The organism is Mycobacterium sp. DL592 (genome assembly GCF_011694515.1).
Taxonomy (GTDB): domain Bacteria; phylum Actinomycetota; class Actinomycetes; order Mycobacteriales; family Mycobacteriaceae; genus Mycobacterium.
The window spans coordinates 3108506-3126442 of the sequence record NZ_CP050192.1 but is presented as its reverse complement, the minus strand read 5'-3'; the positions used below and the strand labels follow the sequence as shown (position 1 = coordinate 3126442).

The 17937-nt window shown below is 69.3% G+C and carries 14 protein-coding genes; 9 read left to right on the top strand and 5 right to left on the bottom strand.

The features are described from left to right. Window positions 1–56: 56 nt before the first annotated feature. Together mtr and HBE64_RS14980 are read right to left on the bottom strand one after the other, a co-directional pair. Window positions 57–1466, bottom strand: coding sequence for a mycothione reductase (gene mtr, locus HBE64_RS14985; protein ID WP_167103594.1), 1410 nt, complete (start codon window positions 1464–1466; stop codon window positions 57–59). Between the two features lie 8 nt (window positions 1467–1474). After that, complete coding sequence (locus HBE64_RS14980; RefSeq protein WP_167103591.1) at window positions 1475–2530, bottom strand: alpha/beta hydrolase; 1056 nt, start codon at window positions 2528–2530, stop codon at window positions 1475–1477. A 108-nt stretch (window positions 2531–2638) separates the two neighbouring features. On the opposite strand from HBE64_RS14980, the gene mqo reads away from it, so the two are divergent. The 8 genes from mqo (at window position 2639) to HBE64_RS14940 (ending at window position 12998) form a co-directional block, all read left to right on the top strand. Further along, a complete protein-coding gene (gene mqo / locus HBE64_RS14975; protein ID WP_167103588.1) occupies window positions 2639–4201 on the top strand; it encodes a malate dehydrogenase (quinone) in 1563 nt (520 codons plus the stop codon). Further along, window positions 4198–4653 carry a GNAT family N-acetyltransferase gene (locus tag HBE64_RS14970; RefSeq protein ID WP_167103585.1) on the top strand — a complete coding sequence of 152 codons (456 nt, stop codon included), beginning with the start codon at window positions 4198–4200 and terminating at the stop codon, window positions 4651–4653. The genes mqo and HBE64_RS14970 overlap by 4 nt, the downstream gene beginning before the upstream one ends. Window positions 4654–4658: 5 nt before the next feature. Continuing rightward, complete coding sequence (locus HBE64_RS14965) at window positions 4659–6482, top strand: magnesium chelatase subunit D family protein (protein ID WP_167103582.1); 1824 nt, start codon at window positions 4659–4661, stop codon at window positions 6480–6482. Between the two features lie 19 nt (window positions 6483–6501). Beyond that, on the top strand, window positions 6502–7116 hold the full coding sequence (gene cobO / locus HBE64_RS14960; protein WP_167103579.1) for a cob(I)yrinic acid a,c-diamide adenosyltransferase: 615 nt from the start codon (window positions 6502–6504) through the stop codon (window positions 7114–7116). Continuing rightward, entirely contained in the window at window positions 7110–8486 is a 1377-nt protein-coding gene (locus HBE64_RS14955) for a cobyrinate a,c-diamide synthase (protein WP_208300485.1), read from the top strand. Before cobO ends, HBE64_RS14955 begins: the two co-directional genes overlap by 7 nt. After that, on the top strand, window positions 8483–9691 hold the full coding sequence (gene cobA / locus HBE64_RS14950; RefSeq protein WP_167103573.1) for a uroporphyrinogen-III C-methyltransferase: 1209 nt from the start codon (window positions 8483–8485) through the stop codon (window positions 9689–9691). Before HBE64_RS14955 ends, cobA begins: the two co-directional genes overlap by 4 nt. 33 nt (window positions 9692–9724) lie before the next feature. Continuing rightward, complete coding sequence (locus HBE64_RS14945; protein ID WP_167103570.1) at window positions 9725–11302, top strand: MFS transporter; 1578 nt, start codon at window positions 9725–9727, stop codon at window positions 11300–11302. A 202-nt stretch (window positions 11303–11504) separates the two neighbouring features. Continuing rightward, entirely contained in the window at window positions 11505–12998 is a 1494-nt protein-coding gene (locus HBE64_RS14940; protein WP_167103567.1) for an MFS transporter, read from the top strand. On the opposite strand, the gene HBE64_RS14935 is transcribed toward HBE64_RS14940, so the two are convergent. The 3 genes from HBE64_RS14935 to HBE64_RS14925 all read right to left on the bottom strand — a co-directional run bounded on the left by HBE64_RS14935 (window position 12995) and on the right by HBE64_RS14925 (window position 17077). Then, complete coding sequence (locus tag HBE64_RS14935; RefSeq protein WP_167109227.1) at window positions 12995–14329, bottom strand: cytosine permease; 1335 nt, start codon at window positions 14327–14329, stop codon at window positions 12995–12997. The genes HBE64_RS14940 and HBE64_RS14935 overlap by 4 nt on opposite strands. Window positions 14330–14414: 85 nt before the next feature. Beyond that, a complete protein-coding gene (locus HBE64_RS14930) occupies window positions 14415–16421 on the bottom strand; it encodes a YhgE/Pip domain-containing protein (RefSeq protein WP_243841662.1) in 2007 nt (668 codons plus the stop codon). 2 nt (window positions 16422–16423) lie between these two features. Next, window positions 16424–17077: an ATP-binding cassette domain-containing protein gene (locus tag HBE64_RS14925; protein ID WP_208300484.1), complete on the bottom strand. Its 654-nt coding sequence runs from the start codon at window positions 17075–17077 to the stop codon at window positions 16424–16426. 173 nt (window positions 17078–17250) lie between these two features. Here HBE64_RS14925 and HBE64_RS14920 point away from each other — a divergent pair, with 173 nt between their 5' ends. Then, the gene (locus tag HBE64_RS14920; RefSeq protein WP_167103561.1) at window positions 17251–17922 is read left to right on the top strand and encodes a VOC family protein; all 672 of its coding nucleotides are present in this window, start codon (window positions 17251–17253) and stop codon (window positions 17920–17922) included. Window positions 17923–17937: the final 15 nt, after the last annotated feature.

Sequence of the window (17937 nt, the reverse complement as noted above, 5' to 3'; positions counted from 1 at the left end):
GTGTCATCCTCGACGCGCCGCGGGCGGCGTATCGATTCGCACACTCGGCAGAAAGCTCAGTGCCGTCTGGCGGGCGGCCAGGGGGGCTCACCGCACAGGGCCAGCAGGGCGTTCTCGATCAGCTCGGGCAGCGCGGGGTGAATCCAGTACTGGCCGCGGGCCATGTCCTGGCCGGCCAGCCCGAAGCTCATCGCCTGGATCAGCGGCTGAATCAACGACGACGCCTGGTGGCCCATGATGTGGGCGCCCAGGATCGTACCGGTGCCGGCCTCCACGACCACCTTCGCGAAGCCCGTGGTGTCCTCCATCGCCCAGCCGTAGGCCACGTCGCCGTAGTCCTGGATCTTGACCTTGATGTCGTAACCGGCTGCGCGCGCCTCGTTTTCGGTCAGACCCACCGAGGCGATCTGCGGATCGGTGAACACCGCCGAGGGCACGAAGCGGTGATTCGAGGGCATCAGGGCCTCGGTGTCGTCCCAGTCGGCGAGCAGGTTGTTCTTGACCACCCGGGCCTCGTGGTTGGCGACGTGCTTGAGCTGATACGGCGAGGACACGTCGCCGAGTGCGAAAATGCCGCGCGCCGTTGTCCTTTGATACTCGTCGACCACCACCCGGCCGTCGTCGACGTCCACGCCCACCGACTCGAGGTTGAGCAGGTCGGCGTTGGGGATCCGGCCGGTGGCCACCAGCACCGCATCGGCGCGCACGGTCGAGCCGTCGTCGAGCTCGACGACGGTCTGCGAGCCGTCCATGTGCGCGCCGATCATGTTGCGGTGGCTGCGGATCTCCCACTTCTTGCCCGCGATGTCGGTGAACCGTTCGCAGACGGTGTCGTCGCAGTGCGACAGCAGGGTGCCGCCCCGGATCACGATCGTGACGCGCGAGCCCAACGACGAGAAGACGTGGGCGAACTCGGCGGCCACGAACCCGCCTCCGACGATGACCAGATGCTCGGGCAGTTCGGCCATCCGCATGATCGTGTCGCTGGTGTGGAACTCCACCCCGCAGCCGGCGATCGCGTCGGGCACCATCGCCCGGGCGCCCGCCGCGATCACGACTTGGTCGGCGGTGAACTCCTCACCGTTGGCGGTCCGCAGCCGGTAGCCGTGATCGCCGCGTCCGTCGAACGTCGTATGCGAGTCGTAGACGGTCACATTCGGCAACGACCGCCGGTAGTGCTCACCGCCCATCGCCAGCGGGTCGATCCGGCCGAACACTCGCGAGACGATGTCGCTCCAGCGCACGCGCTCGATGCGGGCGTCCACCCCGTAGCGCGCGGCGTCGCGCACCGTCGCCGCCACCTCGGCGGCGTAGACGAACATCTTGGTCGGGATGCAGCCGACGTTCAGGCAGGTCCCGCCGAACACGCCCTGCTCACAGATCGCCACCTTCTTGGTGGCGTAGCGCTCGTCGAGAACGGAGTTGCCCGAACCGGTTCCGATGATCGCGATGTCGAAATGCTCCACGAAGTCCCCTAGTCCCGGCCCGACGCCGATGCGGTCTCGGCGGTATGCGCGAGATAGAAGTCCAGCCAGGCGGCCAGCTCACGGTAGGCCGCTGCGCGCGGCTGCGCCAACGACAAGAACACGTCATGTTTGGCGTCGACGACCGGTACCACCGACGTCCGGTTGCCGATACACCCCGCCCAGCGGGCGATCTGGCTGACGTCGAGCACCGCGTCACCGCGCTGCATCGTGTCGGGCACGGTCGTCTCGCGCACACTGTGATCGGAGCGCAGGATCAGGTTGGGCACCCCGACGTCCAGGCCGCGGTGCAAGGTGGCGTGCCCGCGCCGGATCGCATGGATCCAGCCGAGCGTCACCGGGAACCCGCCGAGTGGTTTCCACTGCAGGTTGTAGTCGAACTCGCCGTGGTACTCGCGATGCAGGGTCAGCCCGTAGCCCCCGTTGCCGGTGCCGCGCACCACCGAGGTCTTTCGTACCCGCGACAGCGCACCGATGGCCGTCGACGTCAGCCGGGTGCGCAGGATGGCCGGCCCGTGCAGATCCAGCCACGGGCTGTTGAGCACCAGCCCGCCGATCCCGAGTGCCGCCGTCGCTGCGCGCCTGCGCACCCGATCCAGCCACAGCGATACGATCAGCCCGCCCGCCGAATGCCCGTAGACCAGAATCCGGGTGGCTGGAGCCGCTCGGCCGGCGACATCCGGCACGGTGTTCTCGGCGCGGATGATCGCGGCCGCCCATTCCAGCTCGCGGTCGTAGCGCGCCAGGTCGGTGGTGAAGTGCGGGGTCTGGCCGGTCCGCCACGACCGCCCGCACTTGTGCTGGTCGAGGGCGTAGAACCGGAAGCCGCGAGAAGTGAAGTGGTGCGCGAGTTCGGTGTTGAAGAAGTAGTCGGTGAACCCGTGCACCGCCAGTACGGTGTGCGTGGCCGGTTCGGCTTCGCCGCCGCGGCGCACCAGGGTGGCGAACAGATCGCCCTCACCGTCGGGGTCAGCTCCCAGCGGCAACGTGGTCTGCTGGAAGCCCAGCAGGACGTCGTCGGCCCATTCGGCGTGCGGTGCCGTCACAAGGGTTACCTTAGCGGCGGTGTGGTGCTGGCGACTCGACCGAATAGTTCCGGGTCGCTCGGGATAACCTGGCTAGTAGTACAGCCGTCACGAGTAAAGGACGAACTGGTGCCTGAAACCACCAAAACCGATGTCGTGCTGGTCGGCGCCGGAATCATGAGCGCCACCCTGGGTGCGCTGCTGCGGCTGGTCGAGCCGGACTGGTCGATCACCCTGGTGGAACGCCTGGACGCCGCCGCCGCCGAGAGCAGTGATCCGTGGAACAACGCCGGCACCGGGCACTCGGCGCTCTGTGAGCTCAACTACACCCCGCAGAACCCCGACGGCAGCATCGAGATCGCCAAGGCCGTCACCGTCAACGAGCAGTTCCAGGTCACCAGGCAGTTCTGGGCCTACGCCGTCGAGCACGGCATCCTGCCCGACGTCCGCAACTTCCTGAACCCGGTCCCGCACGTCAGCTTCGTGCACGGCGCCGAACACATCGACTACCTTCGCCGCCGGCGCGACACCCTGGTGCGCAACCCGCTGTTCGCCACCATGGAGTTCATCGACGGCGCCGACGAGTTCGCCCGCCGGCTACCGCTGATGGCCCAAGGCCGCGACTTCTCCGAGCCGGTCGCCCTGAACTGGACCACCGACGGCACCGACGTCGACTTCGGCTCGCTGACCCGCCAGCTGCTCGGCTACGGCACCGAGCGCGGCATGACCGCGCTGTTCGGCCACGACGTCCGCGACCTGCACCAGGAGTCCGACGGCAGCTGGACGGTCAAGATCCACAACCGGCGCACCGGGCAGAAACGCAATCTGTCGGCCAAGTTCGTCTTCGTCGGCGCCGGCGGCGGCGCGCTTCCGCTGCTGCAGAAGGCCGGCATCTCCGAGGCCAAGGGCTTCGGCGGCTTCCCGGTCAGCGGCCAGTGGCTGCGCACCGGCGACGCCGAGCTGGCCGCCGCACACCAGGCCAAGGTCTACGGCCTGCCGCCGCTGGGCGCCCCGCCGATGTCGGTGCCGCACTTGGACGCCCGCGTGATCAACAATCGGTCCTGGCTGCTGTTCGGGCCGTTCGCCGGCTGGTCGCCGAAGTTCCTCAAGGAGGGCAAGGTCACCGACCTGCCGCTGTCGGTCAAGCCCAACAACCTCGCCTCGATGATCGGCGTGGGCCTCACCGAGATGGGCCTGCTGAAGTACCTGATCGGCCAGCTGGCGCTCAGCGAGGCCGACCGCGTCGACACTCTGCGCGAATTCGCCCCCACCGCAAAGGATTCCGACTGGGAGCTGGATATCGCCGGTCAGCGTGTGCAGGTGATCCGCCGGGACGCCAAGAAACTCGGAGTGCTCGAGTTCGGCACCACCGTGCTGGCCGCGGCCGACGGCTCGATCGCCGGACTGCTCGGCGCCTCACCGGGTGCCTCCACCGCGGTGCCCGCCATGATCGAGGTGCTGCAGCGCTGCTTCTCCGACCGCTACTCGGGCTGGGAGCCCAAGCTCAAGGAGATGGTGCCGTCGCTGGGCGTCAAGCTCTCCGAGAACCCGGACCTCTTCGCCGAGGTCTGGGCGTACGGCAGCAAGGTGCTGGGCCTGGGTAGCGGAGCCGACGCCGCCCGCGCCGGCGAAGCTGTCGGTCCGGACTCCACCCCGGCCGCCGGTGACCCGGAGCCGGCAGGGGTGGTGTGACGGTCGCACTGCGCCGCTCCTGGGCCAAGGACCTTGACGCGGCCACCCTCTACGAGCTGCTCAAGCTGCGTGTCGAGGTGTTCGTCGTGGAGCAGGCCTGCCCCTATCCCGAGCTCGACGGCCGTGACCTGCTCGCCGAGACCCGCCACTTCTGGCTGGAAAAGCCCGGCGGAGAGGTGATCTCCACGCTGCGGCTGATGGAGGAACACGGTGGCGGCGAGAAAGCCTTCCGCATCGGCCGGGTGTGCACCCGCCGATCCGCACGCGGACAGGGCCACACCACCCGGCTGATGCAGGCCGCGCTCGCCGACGTCGGCGATCACCCGTGCCGGATCAACGCCCAGACCTACCTTGCCGACATGTATGCCCGGCACGGCTTCGTCGTCGACGGCGACGAGTTCGTCGAGGACGGCATCCCGCACGTCCCGATGCTCAAGAACAGCCCATCGTGAATACGGTGAGCACCGCCCCCTACCCGTTGAGCGCGATCGTCGGCCACGACCGGCTGCGGCTCGCCCTGGTGCTGTGCGCGGTGCGGCCCGAGATCGGCGGTGTGCTGATCCGCGGGGAGAAGGGGACCGCGAAGTCGACGGCGGTGCGCGCCCTGGCGGCGGTGCTGGCCCAGGTCGACGCCGGCTCGCGGCTGGTGGAGTTGCCCATCGGTGCCACCGAGGACCGGGTCGTCGGCTCGCTGGACCTGCAGAAGGTGCTGCGCGACGGCGAGCATGCGTTCTCACCGGGCCTGCTGGCCCGCGCCCACGGCGGCGTGCTCTACGTCGACGAGGTGAACCTGCTGCACGACCACCTCGTCGACATCATGCTCGATGCCGCCGCGATGGGCCGTGTGCACATCGAACGCGACGGGGTGTCGCACTCGCACGAGTCGCGCTTCGTGCTGATCGGCACGATGAATCCCGAAGAGGGAGAACTGCGTCCACAGCTGCTCGACCGGTTCGGCCTGACCGTCGACGTGCACGCCTCCCGTGATGTCGCCGTGCGCAGCGAGGTCATCCGGGCGCGGCTGGCCTACGAGGCTGACCCGGCCGGATTCGCCGCCCGCTACGCACAACAGGATCGCGACCTCGCCGTGCGCATCGCCACCGCGCGGGCCCGCGTCGACGACGTCGTCCTGCCCGACGCCGAACTGAATCGGATCGCGGCACTGTGCGCGGCATTCGACGTCGACGGTATGCGCGCCGACCTGGTGGTGGCCCGCACCGCGATCGCCCATGCGGCCTGGCGCGGCGCCGACACCGTCGCCGAAGAAGACATCCGGGTAGCCGCCGAGCTGGCGTTGCCGCACCGGCGCCGCCGCGACCCGTTCGACGACCCCGGCCTGGACCCGGCCCAGCTCGACGAGGCGCTGGCGGCCACCGCCGACAGCGGCCCGGAACCCGAGCCCGAACCCGACCCGCCGGGCGGCGGTCAGAACGTCGACGGCGATGCGGGACAGGCTGTGCCGCAACAGAACCCGTCATCGTCGACCACCCGTCCGTCGGCGCCGCCGGCAGCGACGTTCCGGACCCGCGCGCTGACGGTGCCCGGTGTGGGGGAGGGCACCCCGGGGCGGCGGTCGCGGGCCCGCAACCGGTCCGGGGCAGTGATCACCGCCACCGACCAGCCGGAGTCCGGCCACGGCCTGCATCTGTTCGCGACGGTGCTCGCCGCGGCCGGTCAGGGCCGGCGCCGCCCGGGTCCCGACGACATCCGCCGCGCGGTCCGGGTCGGCAGGGAAGGCAACCTGGTCATCTTCGTCGTCGACGCATCGGGTTCGATGGCCGCACGCGACCGGATGTCCGCCGTCACCGGTGCAGCCCTGTCGCTGCTGCGCGATGCCTACCAACGCCGCGACAAGGTCGCGGTCATCACCTTCCGCGGCGACGACGCCCGCCTGGTATTACCCCCGACGGGCTCGGCGCACATCGCCTCCCGGCGGCTGACCCGATTCGACACCGGCGGCACCACGCCGCTGGCCAAGGGACTGCTGGCCGCGCGTGACGTGGTGCTGCGCGAGCGGGTCCGCGACCGCACGCGCCGCCCGCTGGTGGTGGTACTGACCGACGGCCGCGCCACCGGCGGCCCGGATCCACTCGGCAGAACCCGCAGTGCCGCAGCACTTCTGGTGGCCGAAGGTGCTGCCGCCGTGGTGGTGGACTGCGAAACGTCGTATGTGCGGCTGGGGCTGGCAGGCGAGCTGGCCGGCCAGCTGGCGGCCCCGCTGCTGCGCCTTGAGCAGCTGCGCGCAGACTATTTGGCGCAGGCCGTGCGCCGCGCCGCCTGAGCCGGAAGGGGGATCGCCGATGCCACAGGGACAACCACTCGTGGTGCCCGACGACGGCCTGACCACCCGGGCCCGGCGCAACACCCCGGTGCTCGCGGTACACACTGGTTCCGGCAAAGGCAAGTCCACCGCCGCATTCGGAATGGCGTTGCGGGCGTGGAACGCCGGGATGAGCGTGGCCGTGTTCCAGTTCGTCAAGAGCGCCAAGTGGAAAGTGGGCGAGGAGTCGGCGTTCGCCGCGCTGGGCCAACTCAACGCCGAACACGGACTCGGCGGCACCGTCGAATGGCACAAGATGGGCTCAGGCTGGTCGTGGACCCGTAAGGGCGGCTCGGACGACGACCACGCCGCCGCGGCCGCCGAAGGCTGGTCCGAGATCGCCACCCGGCTGCGCGACCAGCGCCACGACTTCTACGTTCTCGACGAGTTCACCTACCCGCTGAAGTGGGGCTGGGTCGACGTCGACGCCGTGGTGAAGGCGCTGGTCGAGCGGCCCGGCGGCCAGCACGTGGTCATCACCGGACGCGACGCTCCCGGCCCGCTGCTCGACGCCGCCGACCTGGTGACCGAGATGGAATGCGTCAAACACCCGATGGACGCCGGCCGCAAGGGCCAGCGCGGAATCGAATGGTGAGCGTACCGGGCGTCATCATCGGCGCCCCCTCTTCGGGAAGCGGAAAGACCACTGTCGCAACCGGTTTGATCGGTGCGCTGCGGCAGGCCGGGCACCGGGTCGCGCCGTTCAAGGTCGGCCCCGACTTCATCGACCCCGGCTACCACGCGCTGGCCGCTGGAAGCCCGGGGCGCAACCTCGACCCCGTCCTCGTCGGCGAGGAACTGATCAGTCCGCTGTACCGGCACGGCTCCCAGGGCGCCGACATCGCCGTGATCGAAGGCGTCATGGGCCTTTTCGACGGCCGCATCGACGAGCAGGCGGTGACCCCGGCCCGCGGGTCCACCGCGGCCGTCGCCGAACTTCTCGGCGCCCCGGTGGTGCTGGTGGTCGACGCCCGCGGGCAAAGCCAGAGTATTGGCGCTGTGCTGCATGGCTTTTCGACGTTCCACCGAGGTGTCCGCGTCGGCGGGGTGATCCTCAACCGGGTCGGGTCAGCACGCCACGAGCGGGTGCTGCGCCAGTCCTGCGACGCCGCCGGTGTGCCCGTGCTCGGCGCGATTCCGCGCCACGACGAGTTGTCGGTGCCCTCGCGTCATCTGGGTTTGGTCACTGCCGTCGAACACGGTGAGGCGGCACGCTCGGCGGTGGCGGCGATGACGGGTCTGATCGCCCACCACGTCGACCTGGCCGCGGTCGCCGCGCTCGCCGGGTCCGCCGTTGGAGCCCCGCCGTGGTCGCCACGCGACGCCATCGGAGAACCGGTCGCGGGCCGCCCGGTGGTGGCGATCGCAGCGGGCCGGGCATTCAGCTTCGGCTACACCGAGCACACCGAACTGCTGGCCGCCGCCGGCGCCCAGGTCGTCGAGTTCGACCCGCTGTCCGACAGCCTGCCGCCCGGCACCGCGGCACTGGTACTGCCGGGCGGGTTCCCCGAGCAATATCTGCCCGAACTGGCCGCCAACACCGACCTGCACGCCCAGATCCGCGCACTGGCCGCCCACGCGCCGGTACAGGCCGAGTGCGGGGGACTGGCCTACCTGATGACCGAACTCGACGGGCACCCCATGTGCGGCGTGCTCGGCGGTGCCGCTCGGTTCACCCCACGGCTGACCCTCGGCTACCGCGACGCCGTCGCCGTCGCCGACTCGTCGCTCGCCGAGGCGGGCCGTCGGGCCGTCGGCCACGAATTCCACCGCACCGCAGTCGAATTCACCGATTCCTACGATCCCGCGTGGGTGTTCCGGGGCACCGACGGGCAGCCGGTGCGCGACGGAGCGATCCTCGCCGGGGTGCACGCGTCATATCTGCACACCCACGCCGCCGCCGCACCCGCATCGGTCGCGCGGTTTGTCAGCACCGCGGCCTCAGTTACTAAGCTCGCCGGGTGACCGAGAACGCCTACCTCGTCGGACTGCGCCTGACCGGTAAGAAGGTCGTCGTGGTCGGCGGGGGAACCGTCGCGCAGCGGCGGGTGCCGGTGCTGATCGGCGCCGGCGCCGAAGTGCACGTCATCGCCCGGGCCGCCACCCCGGCCGTCGAGGCGCTGGCCGAACAGAAACCCGGCATCACGCTGCAGTTGCGTGACTACCGCGACGGCGACCTCGACGGCGCCTGGTACGCCATCGCGGCCACCGACGACCCGGCGGTCAACGCCGCCGTGGTCGCCGAGGCCGAGAGCAGGCAGATCTTCTGTGTGCGGGCTGACTCGGCCCGCGAGGGCACCGCGGTCACGCCCGCCTCGTTCGACCACGACGGCTTGCTGGTCGGTGTGCTCGCCGGCGGGGAGCACCGCCGGTCTGCGGCCATCCGGTCGGCCATCCGCGAGGCCTTCCAGCAGGGTGTCATCAACCCCGACACCTCCGAGACCATGCGCGGCGGTGTGGCGCTGGTCGGCGGCGGCCCCGGTGATCCCGAACTGATCACCGTGCGGGGCCGGCGACTGCTGGCCCGCGCCGACGTCGTCGTCGCCGACCGGCTGGCGCCCCCGGAACTACTCGCCGAACTCGGCGCCGACGTCGAGGTCATCGACGCCGCCAAAATCCCCTACGGTCGGGCGATGGCGCAGGACGCCATCAACGCCGTCCTGGTCGAACGGGCCCGCGCCGGCCAGTTCGTGGTGCGCCTCAAGGGCGGCGATCCGTTCGTGTTCGCGCGCGGCTATGAGGAAGTCCTCGCCTGCGCCGAAGCTGGGATTCCGGTCACAGTCGTGCCCGGTGTGACCAGTGCCATAGCTGTTCCGGCGCTGGCCGGAGTTCCGGTCACGCATCGCGGTGTCAATCACGAGTTCGTCGTGGTCAGCGGCCATTTGGCGCCCGATCATCCGGAATCGTTAGTGAATTGGAATGCGCTGGCCCAATTGTCGGGCACGTTAGTTCTGCTGATGGCGGTCGAACGTATCGAATTGTTTGCCGACGCTCTTATCGCAGGCGGCAGACCAGCGGAAACGCCGGTCCTTGTGGTGCAGCACGGAACTACGGCCGCCGAACGGATTGTGACGACTACTCTCGGGGACGCACCGATGCGAATTCGCGCCGACGGTATTCGGCCGCCGGCGATCGTCGTAATCGGTCCGGTGGCGTCCTTCGCCACTTAAAGTTCTCTTAAAATTACTGTAGGGTAGCCAGACATGACGGCTCTCAACGATGCGGAGCGAGCGATGAATCGCCACGCCGACAGTTCAGAGCGCGCCCTCCCGATGCGCCTCGAGCCCAAGGCTCTGACCAAGACCAGCAAGTTCTACCCGGACTGGCTGCCGTCGCGGCGGTTCATCGCCGCTGTCATCGCCATCGGCGGTATGCAGCTGCTGGCCACGATGGACAGCACGGTGGCGATCGTGGCGTTGCCCAAGATCCAGGACGAACTCAGCCTGTCCGACGCCGGACGCAGCTGGGTCATCACCGCCTACGTGCTGACGTTCGGCGGTCTGATGCTGCTCGGCGGGCGCCTCGGCGACACGATCGGCCGCAAGCGCACCTTCATCGTCGGCGTCGCCCTGTTCACCATCGCCTCGATCCTGTGCGGCATCGCCTGGGACGAGGCCACCCTGGTCATCGCGCGTTTGCTGCAGGGTGTCGGCGCGGCCATCGCCTCACCGACCGGCCTGGCGCTGATCGCCACCACGTTCCCGAAGGGGCCGGCCCGCAACGCCGCCACCGCGATCTTCGCCGCGATGACCGGCATCGGCTCGGTCATGGGCCTGGTCGTCGGCGGCGCCCTGGTCGAGGTGTCCTGGCGGCTGGCCTTCCTGGTGAACGTGCCGATCGGCCTGCTGATGATCTACCTGGCGCGCACCACCCTGCGGGAAACCCAGCGCGAGCGGATGAAGCTCGACGCCGCCGGCGCCCTGCTGGCCACCATCGGCTGTACCGCGGCCGTGTTCGGCTTCGCCCAGGCGCCCGAGAACGGCTGGCTGACCCCGGTCAGCCTGGCCTCGGCGGTCGCCGCGGGGCTCGCCTTCATCGCGTTCTTCTTCGTCGAGCGCCGCGCCGTCAACCCCGTGGTGCCCTTCGATCTGTTCCGTGACCGCAACCGGCTCTCGACGTTCGCGGCGGTGTTCCTGGCCGGCGGCGTGATGTTCACCCTCACCGTGCTGATCGGCCTGTACGTGCAGGACATCATGGGCTACAGCGCGCTGAAGGCCGGTATCGGCTTCATCCCGTTCGTGATCGCCCTCGGTATCGGCCTGGGCGTCTCGTCTCAATTGGTGTCGAAGTTCCCGCCACGAGTGCTGGTGATCGCCGGCGGTGTGCTGGTCCTGGCGGCCATGCTCTACGGCTCCACGCTCAACGGCGGCATTCCGTACTTCCCGAACCTCGTCATCCCGATCACGGTCGGCGGCCTTGGCATCGGCATGATCGTCGTCCCGCTGACCGTGTCGGCCATCGCCGGTGTCGGCTTCGACCAGATCGGCCCGGTCTCGGCGATCGCGCTGATGCTGCAGAACCTGGGCGGACCGGTGGTGCTGGCCATCATCCAGGCCGTCATCACCTCCCGCACGCTGTACCTGGGCGGTACCACCGGCCCGGTGAAGAACATGAACCCCGCTCAGCTGCATGCCCTCGACCAGGGCTACACCTACGGCCTGCTGTGGGTCGCCGCGGTGGCGGTCATCGTCGGCGCGGTCGCGCTGTTCATCGGCTACACCTCCGAGCAGGTGGCCCACGCGCAGGAAGTCAAGGAAGCGATCGACGCCGGAGAGCTGTAGGGCTCGACATCGGGCAGGGAGAGCTGTAGGGCTCGACATCGGGCAGGGAGAGCTGTAGGGCTCGACATCGGGCAGGGAGAGCTGTAGGGCTCGACATCGGGCAGGGAGAGCTGTAACGCGATTTCGGCGCGCTGTTGACCGCTGGGCGAACATAAGCGCGCCGAAGTCAGCCCCGGCGCGGGTCTGGGTAGGGTAGCTACCCATGTCTGGCGCGAGCGGTCCACTGCCCGTCGCCAGACCGCTGGCCACCCGCATCCTGGGCGTGGCCATCGTCGCCATCACCGGCATGCAGCTTATGTCGACGTTGGACGGCACCATCGTGATCGTGGCCCTGCCCCGGATGCAGGCCGAGCTCGGGCTCTCCGACGCCAGCAAGAGCTGGGTGATCACCGCCTACGTGCTGACCTTCGGCGGGCTGCTGCTCCTCGGCGGCCGGGTCGGTGACGCGATCGGCCACAAGCGGGCCTTCCTCTCCGGCGTCGGGGTGTTCACCATCGCCTCGCTGGCCTGCGGGCTGGCCGACGAACAGTGGACGTTGATCGTGGCGCGCGCCGTACAGGGCATGGGTGCCGCTGTGGCCGCGCCGACCGGGCTGGCGCTCATCGCCACCACCTACGCCGTCGGGAAGGCCCGGACGCAGGCGATGGCGGTCTCGGCAGCGATGCAGGGCCTGGGATCGGTGCTCGGCCTGGTGCTCGGCGGGGCGCTGACCGTGGTGTCGTGGCGGCTGGCGTTCCTGGTGAACGTGCCGATCGGCCTGCTGATCATCGGCATCGGACTGACCCGGCTGGAAGAAACCCGCCATGAACGGCTCAAGCTTGATGTCACCGGCGCGCTGCTGGCGACGCTGGCGTGCAGTGCGGCGGTGCTGGTGTTCACCCAGGGCCCGCCGCGCGGCTGGGTCGACCCGTGGGTGATCGGTGCCGGCGTGGCCGCCGCGGCGTTCTTCGTGGCGTTCCTGGTCGTCGAGCGCAGCGCCGACAACCCGCTGGTGCCGTTCTCGGTGTTCGACAGCCGCAGCAGGGTGGCCTCGTTCGCCGCCTACTTCCTCGCCGGCGGGGTGATGCTGACGCTCAGCGTGATGATGGGCCTTCTGGTGCAGGACGTGCTGGGCTATTCACCGCTGCGCGCCGGGGTGTGTTTCATGCCGTTCGCGGCGGCCTTCGTGGCGGGCAACGTCGCGGCCACCCGGCTGGCGCTGCGGGTGGCGCCGCGCTGGGTGATCCTGGGCGGCGGCCTGCTGGTCCTGGCCGCCATGCTCTACGGGTCGACGTTGAACCGGTCCATTCCGTACTTCCCGGACCTGTTCGTGCCGATCACGGTCGGCGGGCTGGGCATCGGCATCATCTCGGTGATCCTGCCGTTGTGCACCCTGGCCAATGTAGGCCCGCGTGAGGTCGGCCCGGTGTCGTCCATCACCCTGATGGTGTTCAACCTGGGCGGGCCGCTGGTGCTGGTGGTCGTCCAGGCGGTGCAGACCTCCCGCACGCTGTATCTGGGCGGGACGACGGGCCCGGTCAAGTACATGACCCCCGCCCAGCTCGACGCCCTCGGCTACGGCTACACCTACTCGCTGCTGTGGGTGGCCGGCATCGCGGTACTGGTCGGCGTGGCCGCGCTCGGCATCGGATTCACCACCCGCGACATCGCGACCGCCCAGCACACCCGCGAAGCCGTCGAGGCAGGCGAACTCTAGGCCCGGCGCGTCCGCCACCGGCGGTAGCCGCCGTAAACAGCGGTTGCCACAAGGAAATTCACGAAGTAGGCCAGATCTGCGCCGTGCAGCGCGGTGGACACCGGGCCGACGATCAGATTGGTGTGCATGAACGGCACCGCCGCGGCGAACGCCACGAAGAAGCTCACCAGGGCCACCACACCGTCGGTGCGGTCGGTGCTCTCCTCGGCGGGGTTGACCCCGTCGCGGCCCGCCGCGCGGTACCGCCAGTCGATCGCCACGATCGCGACGAACGCCGGAATCCAGTAGCTGACGAACAGCAGCACACCCTGGAAGCGGGCCGCCATGTCGCCGGAGTGCAGCCACATGATCAACGCGAACGCGATCACCACGACCACGACCGCCGACACCGGTCTGCGCACCCGCACGCCGACGGTCTGCAACGCCAGCGAGCCGCTGTAGTCGTTCATCGCGTTCGAGGCGACCGAGCCCAGCGCGATCACCAGCAGGGCCAGCGCCCCGAGCACCCCGCCACCCATGATCTCGCGGACACCGGCCGCGGTCTGGTCGGTCAGCGTTCCCGCCGCGGCGACCCCGATGGCCTGCACCGCGATGTAGGACACCGCCAGGCCGGCGAAGGTGTAGCCGAAGACCGCACGGCGCGAGGTGTCCACCGGCAGGTAGCGGCTGTAGTCCGAGGCGTAACTCGCCCACGAGATGGCCAGGCTCAGTGCGATGGTGACCTCGAGGACGAAGGCGCCACCGAGGTCGGCTCCCGACAGCGTGGGCAGCGAGACCACCTGGTGGCCGCCGATCAGCTTCCATGCGAACACCGCGAAGGTCACGATGAGCACGACCGTCATCACCGCCTGCACACGGTGGATCACCTCGTAGCCGAACACACCCACCACACCCTGGGCCGCCAGCACGATCACCACCGCCACCCAGAACGGAATGCCGAGCAGCTCGGCCAGCGCCTCACCACCGAACAGACCGACCAGCCCGTCCCAGGCGATCGAGGACAGCCATTGGATGACCGCCACCACCGATACGGTGCCGCCAAATGCCATGCGGGCGTTGGGAAGTTGCGCCGTCCCGGTCCGCGGGCCCCAGGTGGACAGATAGCCGACCGCCAGGCAGCCGACCACCGTGCCGATCACCATTGCCAGCAGGCCCAGCCAGAAACCCAGGCCCAGCACCACAGCCAGCGTGCCGGTGAAGACCACCGTCATGTTCACTTGCGGGGCGAACCACACAGTGAAGAGCCGGCGCGGGTTGCCATACCGGTTGCCGGCCGGCACCGGTGCGATGCCGTGGGTCTCGACGGCCATGTCGCCGGCGTGGGCCGGCATCCGCCCGGAGTACGTGTGGCCCGCCAGGGCGGAACCGACCGACGATGATTCAGCTGTCACCTGACCACCCTAGTGGCTCGTGGGCCTACACCTCGATCGGCGGGTGCAATCGCTCCATCGTGTACTGGCGGTTACGGCGGGCCGCCCACGCGGTGGCTGCCAGCGATGCGGCGAGCACCCCGCTCAGCACGGCAACCGCAATCCAGAGCCGGTGGTCGATGCCGCCGTTGATGAGTTGGCGTAAACCGTTGACGGCGTAGGTCATCGGGTCTGCCGGATGAATCACCTGGAACGGCTTGGCGGTGGTCTCCACCGGATAGATCCCGCCTGCCGACACCAGCTGCAGCATCAGGAACGCCAGCGTCACCACGCGTCCGACGGCCACGCCGAACACCGCGTTGAACGCCTGGATGAGGCCGAGGAACGTGGCGATCACCAGGATGAGGAATCCGACCGTGGCCAACGGGTACTGCGCTTTGAGGCCGACGCCGTAGTGCACCACGGCATACATGACGACGACCTGGGCTACGGCTACCAGCAGCGCAGGCCAATAGGACGCCAGAACGACACGTAATGCGCCGAGCCCGTTGATGATCGGGCGGGACTGCAACGGCGTCAACAACATCCAGATGATCAGCGCCCCGATGAACAGCGCCAGCGGCAGGAAGAACGGCGCAAAACCGGTGCCGAAGGTGGCCGCCGGGTTGTGGGTGACCAGATCGAGCTTCACCGGGGCGGCGACGGTCTTGGCGACGAGCTGCCGTTGCTGTGGTGTCCATGACGGCACCTGGGTCGAGCCTTCCCGCAGCTTGCCCGCGAGTTCCTGGCTACCCGCCTTCAGCTGGCCGGTGCCATCAGCCAGCCGCTGGGCCCCGGCGGCGAGTTGGCGGCTACCGTCGGTCAGCGCCGTCAGACCGGAGCTCAGCCGCTGCGCGCCGGAGTCGAGCTGTTTGGCGCCGGACTGCAACTTGAGTACATCGGCGCGCAGGGTGCCGTCCACCGTGTGGGTGAGCAGCATCCGCAGCTTGCTGGCGGGATCGCCGAGTTCGTCCTCGAGCTTGGATGCGCTGTCGCGCAACCGCGTCAGGCCGTCGTCGGTCGCGGGGTCGATGCCCTGGGCGTTCAACAGCCGGCGGGCACCGGCCAGCACACTGCCGACGTCGCGCACCGTCGGATCAGGGTTGGCCGACAGGGTCGCGACCGCCTGATCGATGATCGCCGCCGCCTGGGTCTGGTCGATGTGTAGCGCGGCAATGCGGTCGGTCGTCGATCGGACAGCGCCGCTGAGGTGTTCGGCGGCGGCCCCGACTTCGGCGGGGTCGATGCCCAGGCTGTCGATACGCGCCAGCACGTCGACCAGCGGCTCGGTCGCGGTGGAGATCGCCGAGCTGAGCTGGCGGGTGCCGGAGGCCAATTGGGCCGCGCCGTCGCGGGCGGTGGTCATGCTGGTCGCCAGCGTCGCCGAGCCGGTCGCGAGCTGATGCGCCCCCGAGTCCGCTGTCACCAGGCCGGAAGCCAGCCGGTCTGCGCCGTCGGCTGCGGCCACGAGGCCCGCCCCGGCGTCCGTCAATCCGGTCAGGACGGTCCCGACGGTCTGCTCTCCGACGCTCGCGTTGACCTGGTTGATCACCTCACGCGCGGCGTTCTGCCCGATGATCGAGCCCAGATAGTTGTTGGCGTCATTGAAGGTGAACTGCAAGCTGGCCTGGGCGGGGTCGCCACCGGACGGCGAGGTGATGTTCGCGCTGAAGTCGCGCGGGATCGTGATCGTGAAGTAGTAGGTGCCGTCGGCCAGGCCTTTGGCGGCGTCGCTTGCCGACACCTCATGCAGCTGCAGTTGGCCGGATTCCTTGAGCGCTGTGGCAACCTGCTCGCCGGCTCGAAGGGGCTTGCCCTGCGCTACTGCGCCGGTGTCTTCGTTGACCAGGGCCGCGGGCACCTTGTTCACCGCGGCAAACGGATTCCAGAACGCCCACAGATACATCGCGCCGTACAGCAGCGGCATCAACACGATGGTCATCAAGGCGATGCGGGGGAGAAGACCTCGCGAGTAGCGCTTGAGATCGGTGCCCAGCGACATTCCGGAGAGCATCGTCACCCCGTCCCTTTCTGCGTCTGAGCCAATTGCGCCCGATCGGTGTTGGCGACCTCGATCTGTGAGCGCACGTCGTGGCCGGTGACACCGTTGACGGTGGCCGTGACGACCGTCTGGTCGGTGCCGAGGTCGATGAGCCGCTCGATGAGAAGGTCCCGGTTGACGTCACTGGTCACGAAGTCGAGGTTCCCGACGACGAGCAGTGGCGGAGTCTTGGTGTTGGCCAACGCTATGCGGAGCAGGAGACGATCGAGTTCGGAGAGTTCCTCGAAGTACTCGTCGAGTGGGGGCAGCGGATGGGGCCCGAACACCCGGGCGCACATCGTCGTCAACGCAGCCTCGTCTGCTCGGGGCACCAGGCGGTACCACGCTGCGTCCCAACGCATTTGCTCGGTGATCAGGTCACGCACGGTGACGGACTCGGGCACCGTATCGAGTTCGTCGATACCGGCGAGGGCGGCCAGCGCGAAGATCTGGCGGGCGCTGCGGGCGCCGAGCACGTCCAGTTCGCCGGATTGCGGAGCCATCCGTCCGGCGATCGTCATCAGCAGCGCTGTCCGCCCGGATCCTGCCGGGCACACCAGGACATTGAGCCCACCGCGCGGGATGTCGAGGTCGACGGGCCCGTAGACCGGTCCCCATGGCCCCCGCATGCGAATTCCACGTGCCGCAACGGCAGGCGGACTGGGCTCGTCGGTACTTTCCGGTGACACTGCGTCCCTCCCGCTCGTGAGTACCCGCACATCACAACACGCACGGCGGTGGGTGCGCCCGGGAAAACCTGCGTGGCGGGGATTTGTCACCGGTCATTACTAGGCTGCGCGCTATGAGTCCCGACCGCCCGAGTCGCCAAGAGATCTCCGACGCGATCGGGGGTGTGGGCTGGCGGCTGATTCTCGGCGCGATCTACACCGAGGTCGCCACCGACTCGCTGGCGCAGGCCGCCGAGGTCGCCGCACTGGCGGCCGAGGCCGCTGGCGCTGACGGCGACGGCCACCTCGGCATCGACGTCCGTGCCGACCGCGCTGTACTGCGACTGCACTCCGCGGCGCTCGGCGGGGTGACCGCCCTCGACGTCCGGTTGGCCGGCACGCTGGCCACCGCTCTCACCGCACGGGGATGGCAACTGCGCCCGGCCACCGTGCAAGCACTGGAGATCGCCATCGACGCCCTGGACATCCCCGCGGTGCGGCCGTTCTGGAAGGCGGTCACCGGCTACATCGACGAGCCCGGACCGTCCGACCTCAGCGACGGCCTGATCGATCCGTGGGCGCGGGGACCGGCGATCTGGTTTCAGCAGATGGATGCGCCCAGACCTCAACGCAATCGCATCCACCTCGACGTCGACGTGGCCCACGACGTCGCACTCGGGCGCATCGACGCCGCGCTCGCCGCGGGCGGCCGGCTGCTGTCGGACGCCGCCGCGCCGGCCTTCTGGGTGCTGGCCGACCCGGAGGGCAACGAGGTCTGCATCTGCACCTGGCAGGGCCGCGACTGACGACAGATAGGCTGG

Bases quoted from the DNA above. Each gene is read 5' to 3' on its own strand.
- HBE64_RS14935 (WP_167109227.1), bottom strand. From the start codon at position 14,329: ATGCCGGCCCACGCCGGCGACATGGCCGTCGAGACCCACGGCATCGCA.
- HBE64_RS14925 (WP_208300484.1), bottom strand. From the start codon at position 17,077: ATGCGGGGGCCATGGGGACCGGTCTACGGGCCCGTCGACCTCGACATC.
- HBE64_RS14930 (WP_243841662.1), bottom strand. From the start codon at position 16,421: ATGCTCTCCGGAATGTCGCTGGGCACCGATCTCAAGCGCTACTCGCGA.
- HBE64_RS14920 (WP_167103561.1), top strand. From the start codon at position 17,251: ATGAGTCCCGACCGCCCGAGTCGCCAAGAGATCTCCGACGCGATCGGG.
- HBE64_RS14945 (WP_167103570.1), top strand. From the start codon at position 9,725: ATGACGGCTCTCAACGATGCGGAGCGAGCGATGAATCGCCACGCCGAC.
- cobO (WP_167103579.1), top strand. From the start codon at position 6,502: ATGCCACAGGGACAACCACTCGTGGTGCCCGACGACGGCCTGACCACC.
- HBE64_RS14955 (WP_208300485.1), top strand. From the start codon at position 7,110: ATGGTGAGCGTACCGGGCGTCATCATCGGCGCCCCCTCTTCGGGAAGC.
- HBE64_RS14940 (WP_167103567.1), top strand. From the start codon at position 11,505: ATGTCTGGCGCGAGCGGTCCACTGCCCGTCGCCAGACCGCTGGCCACC.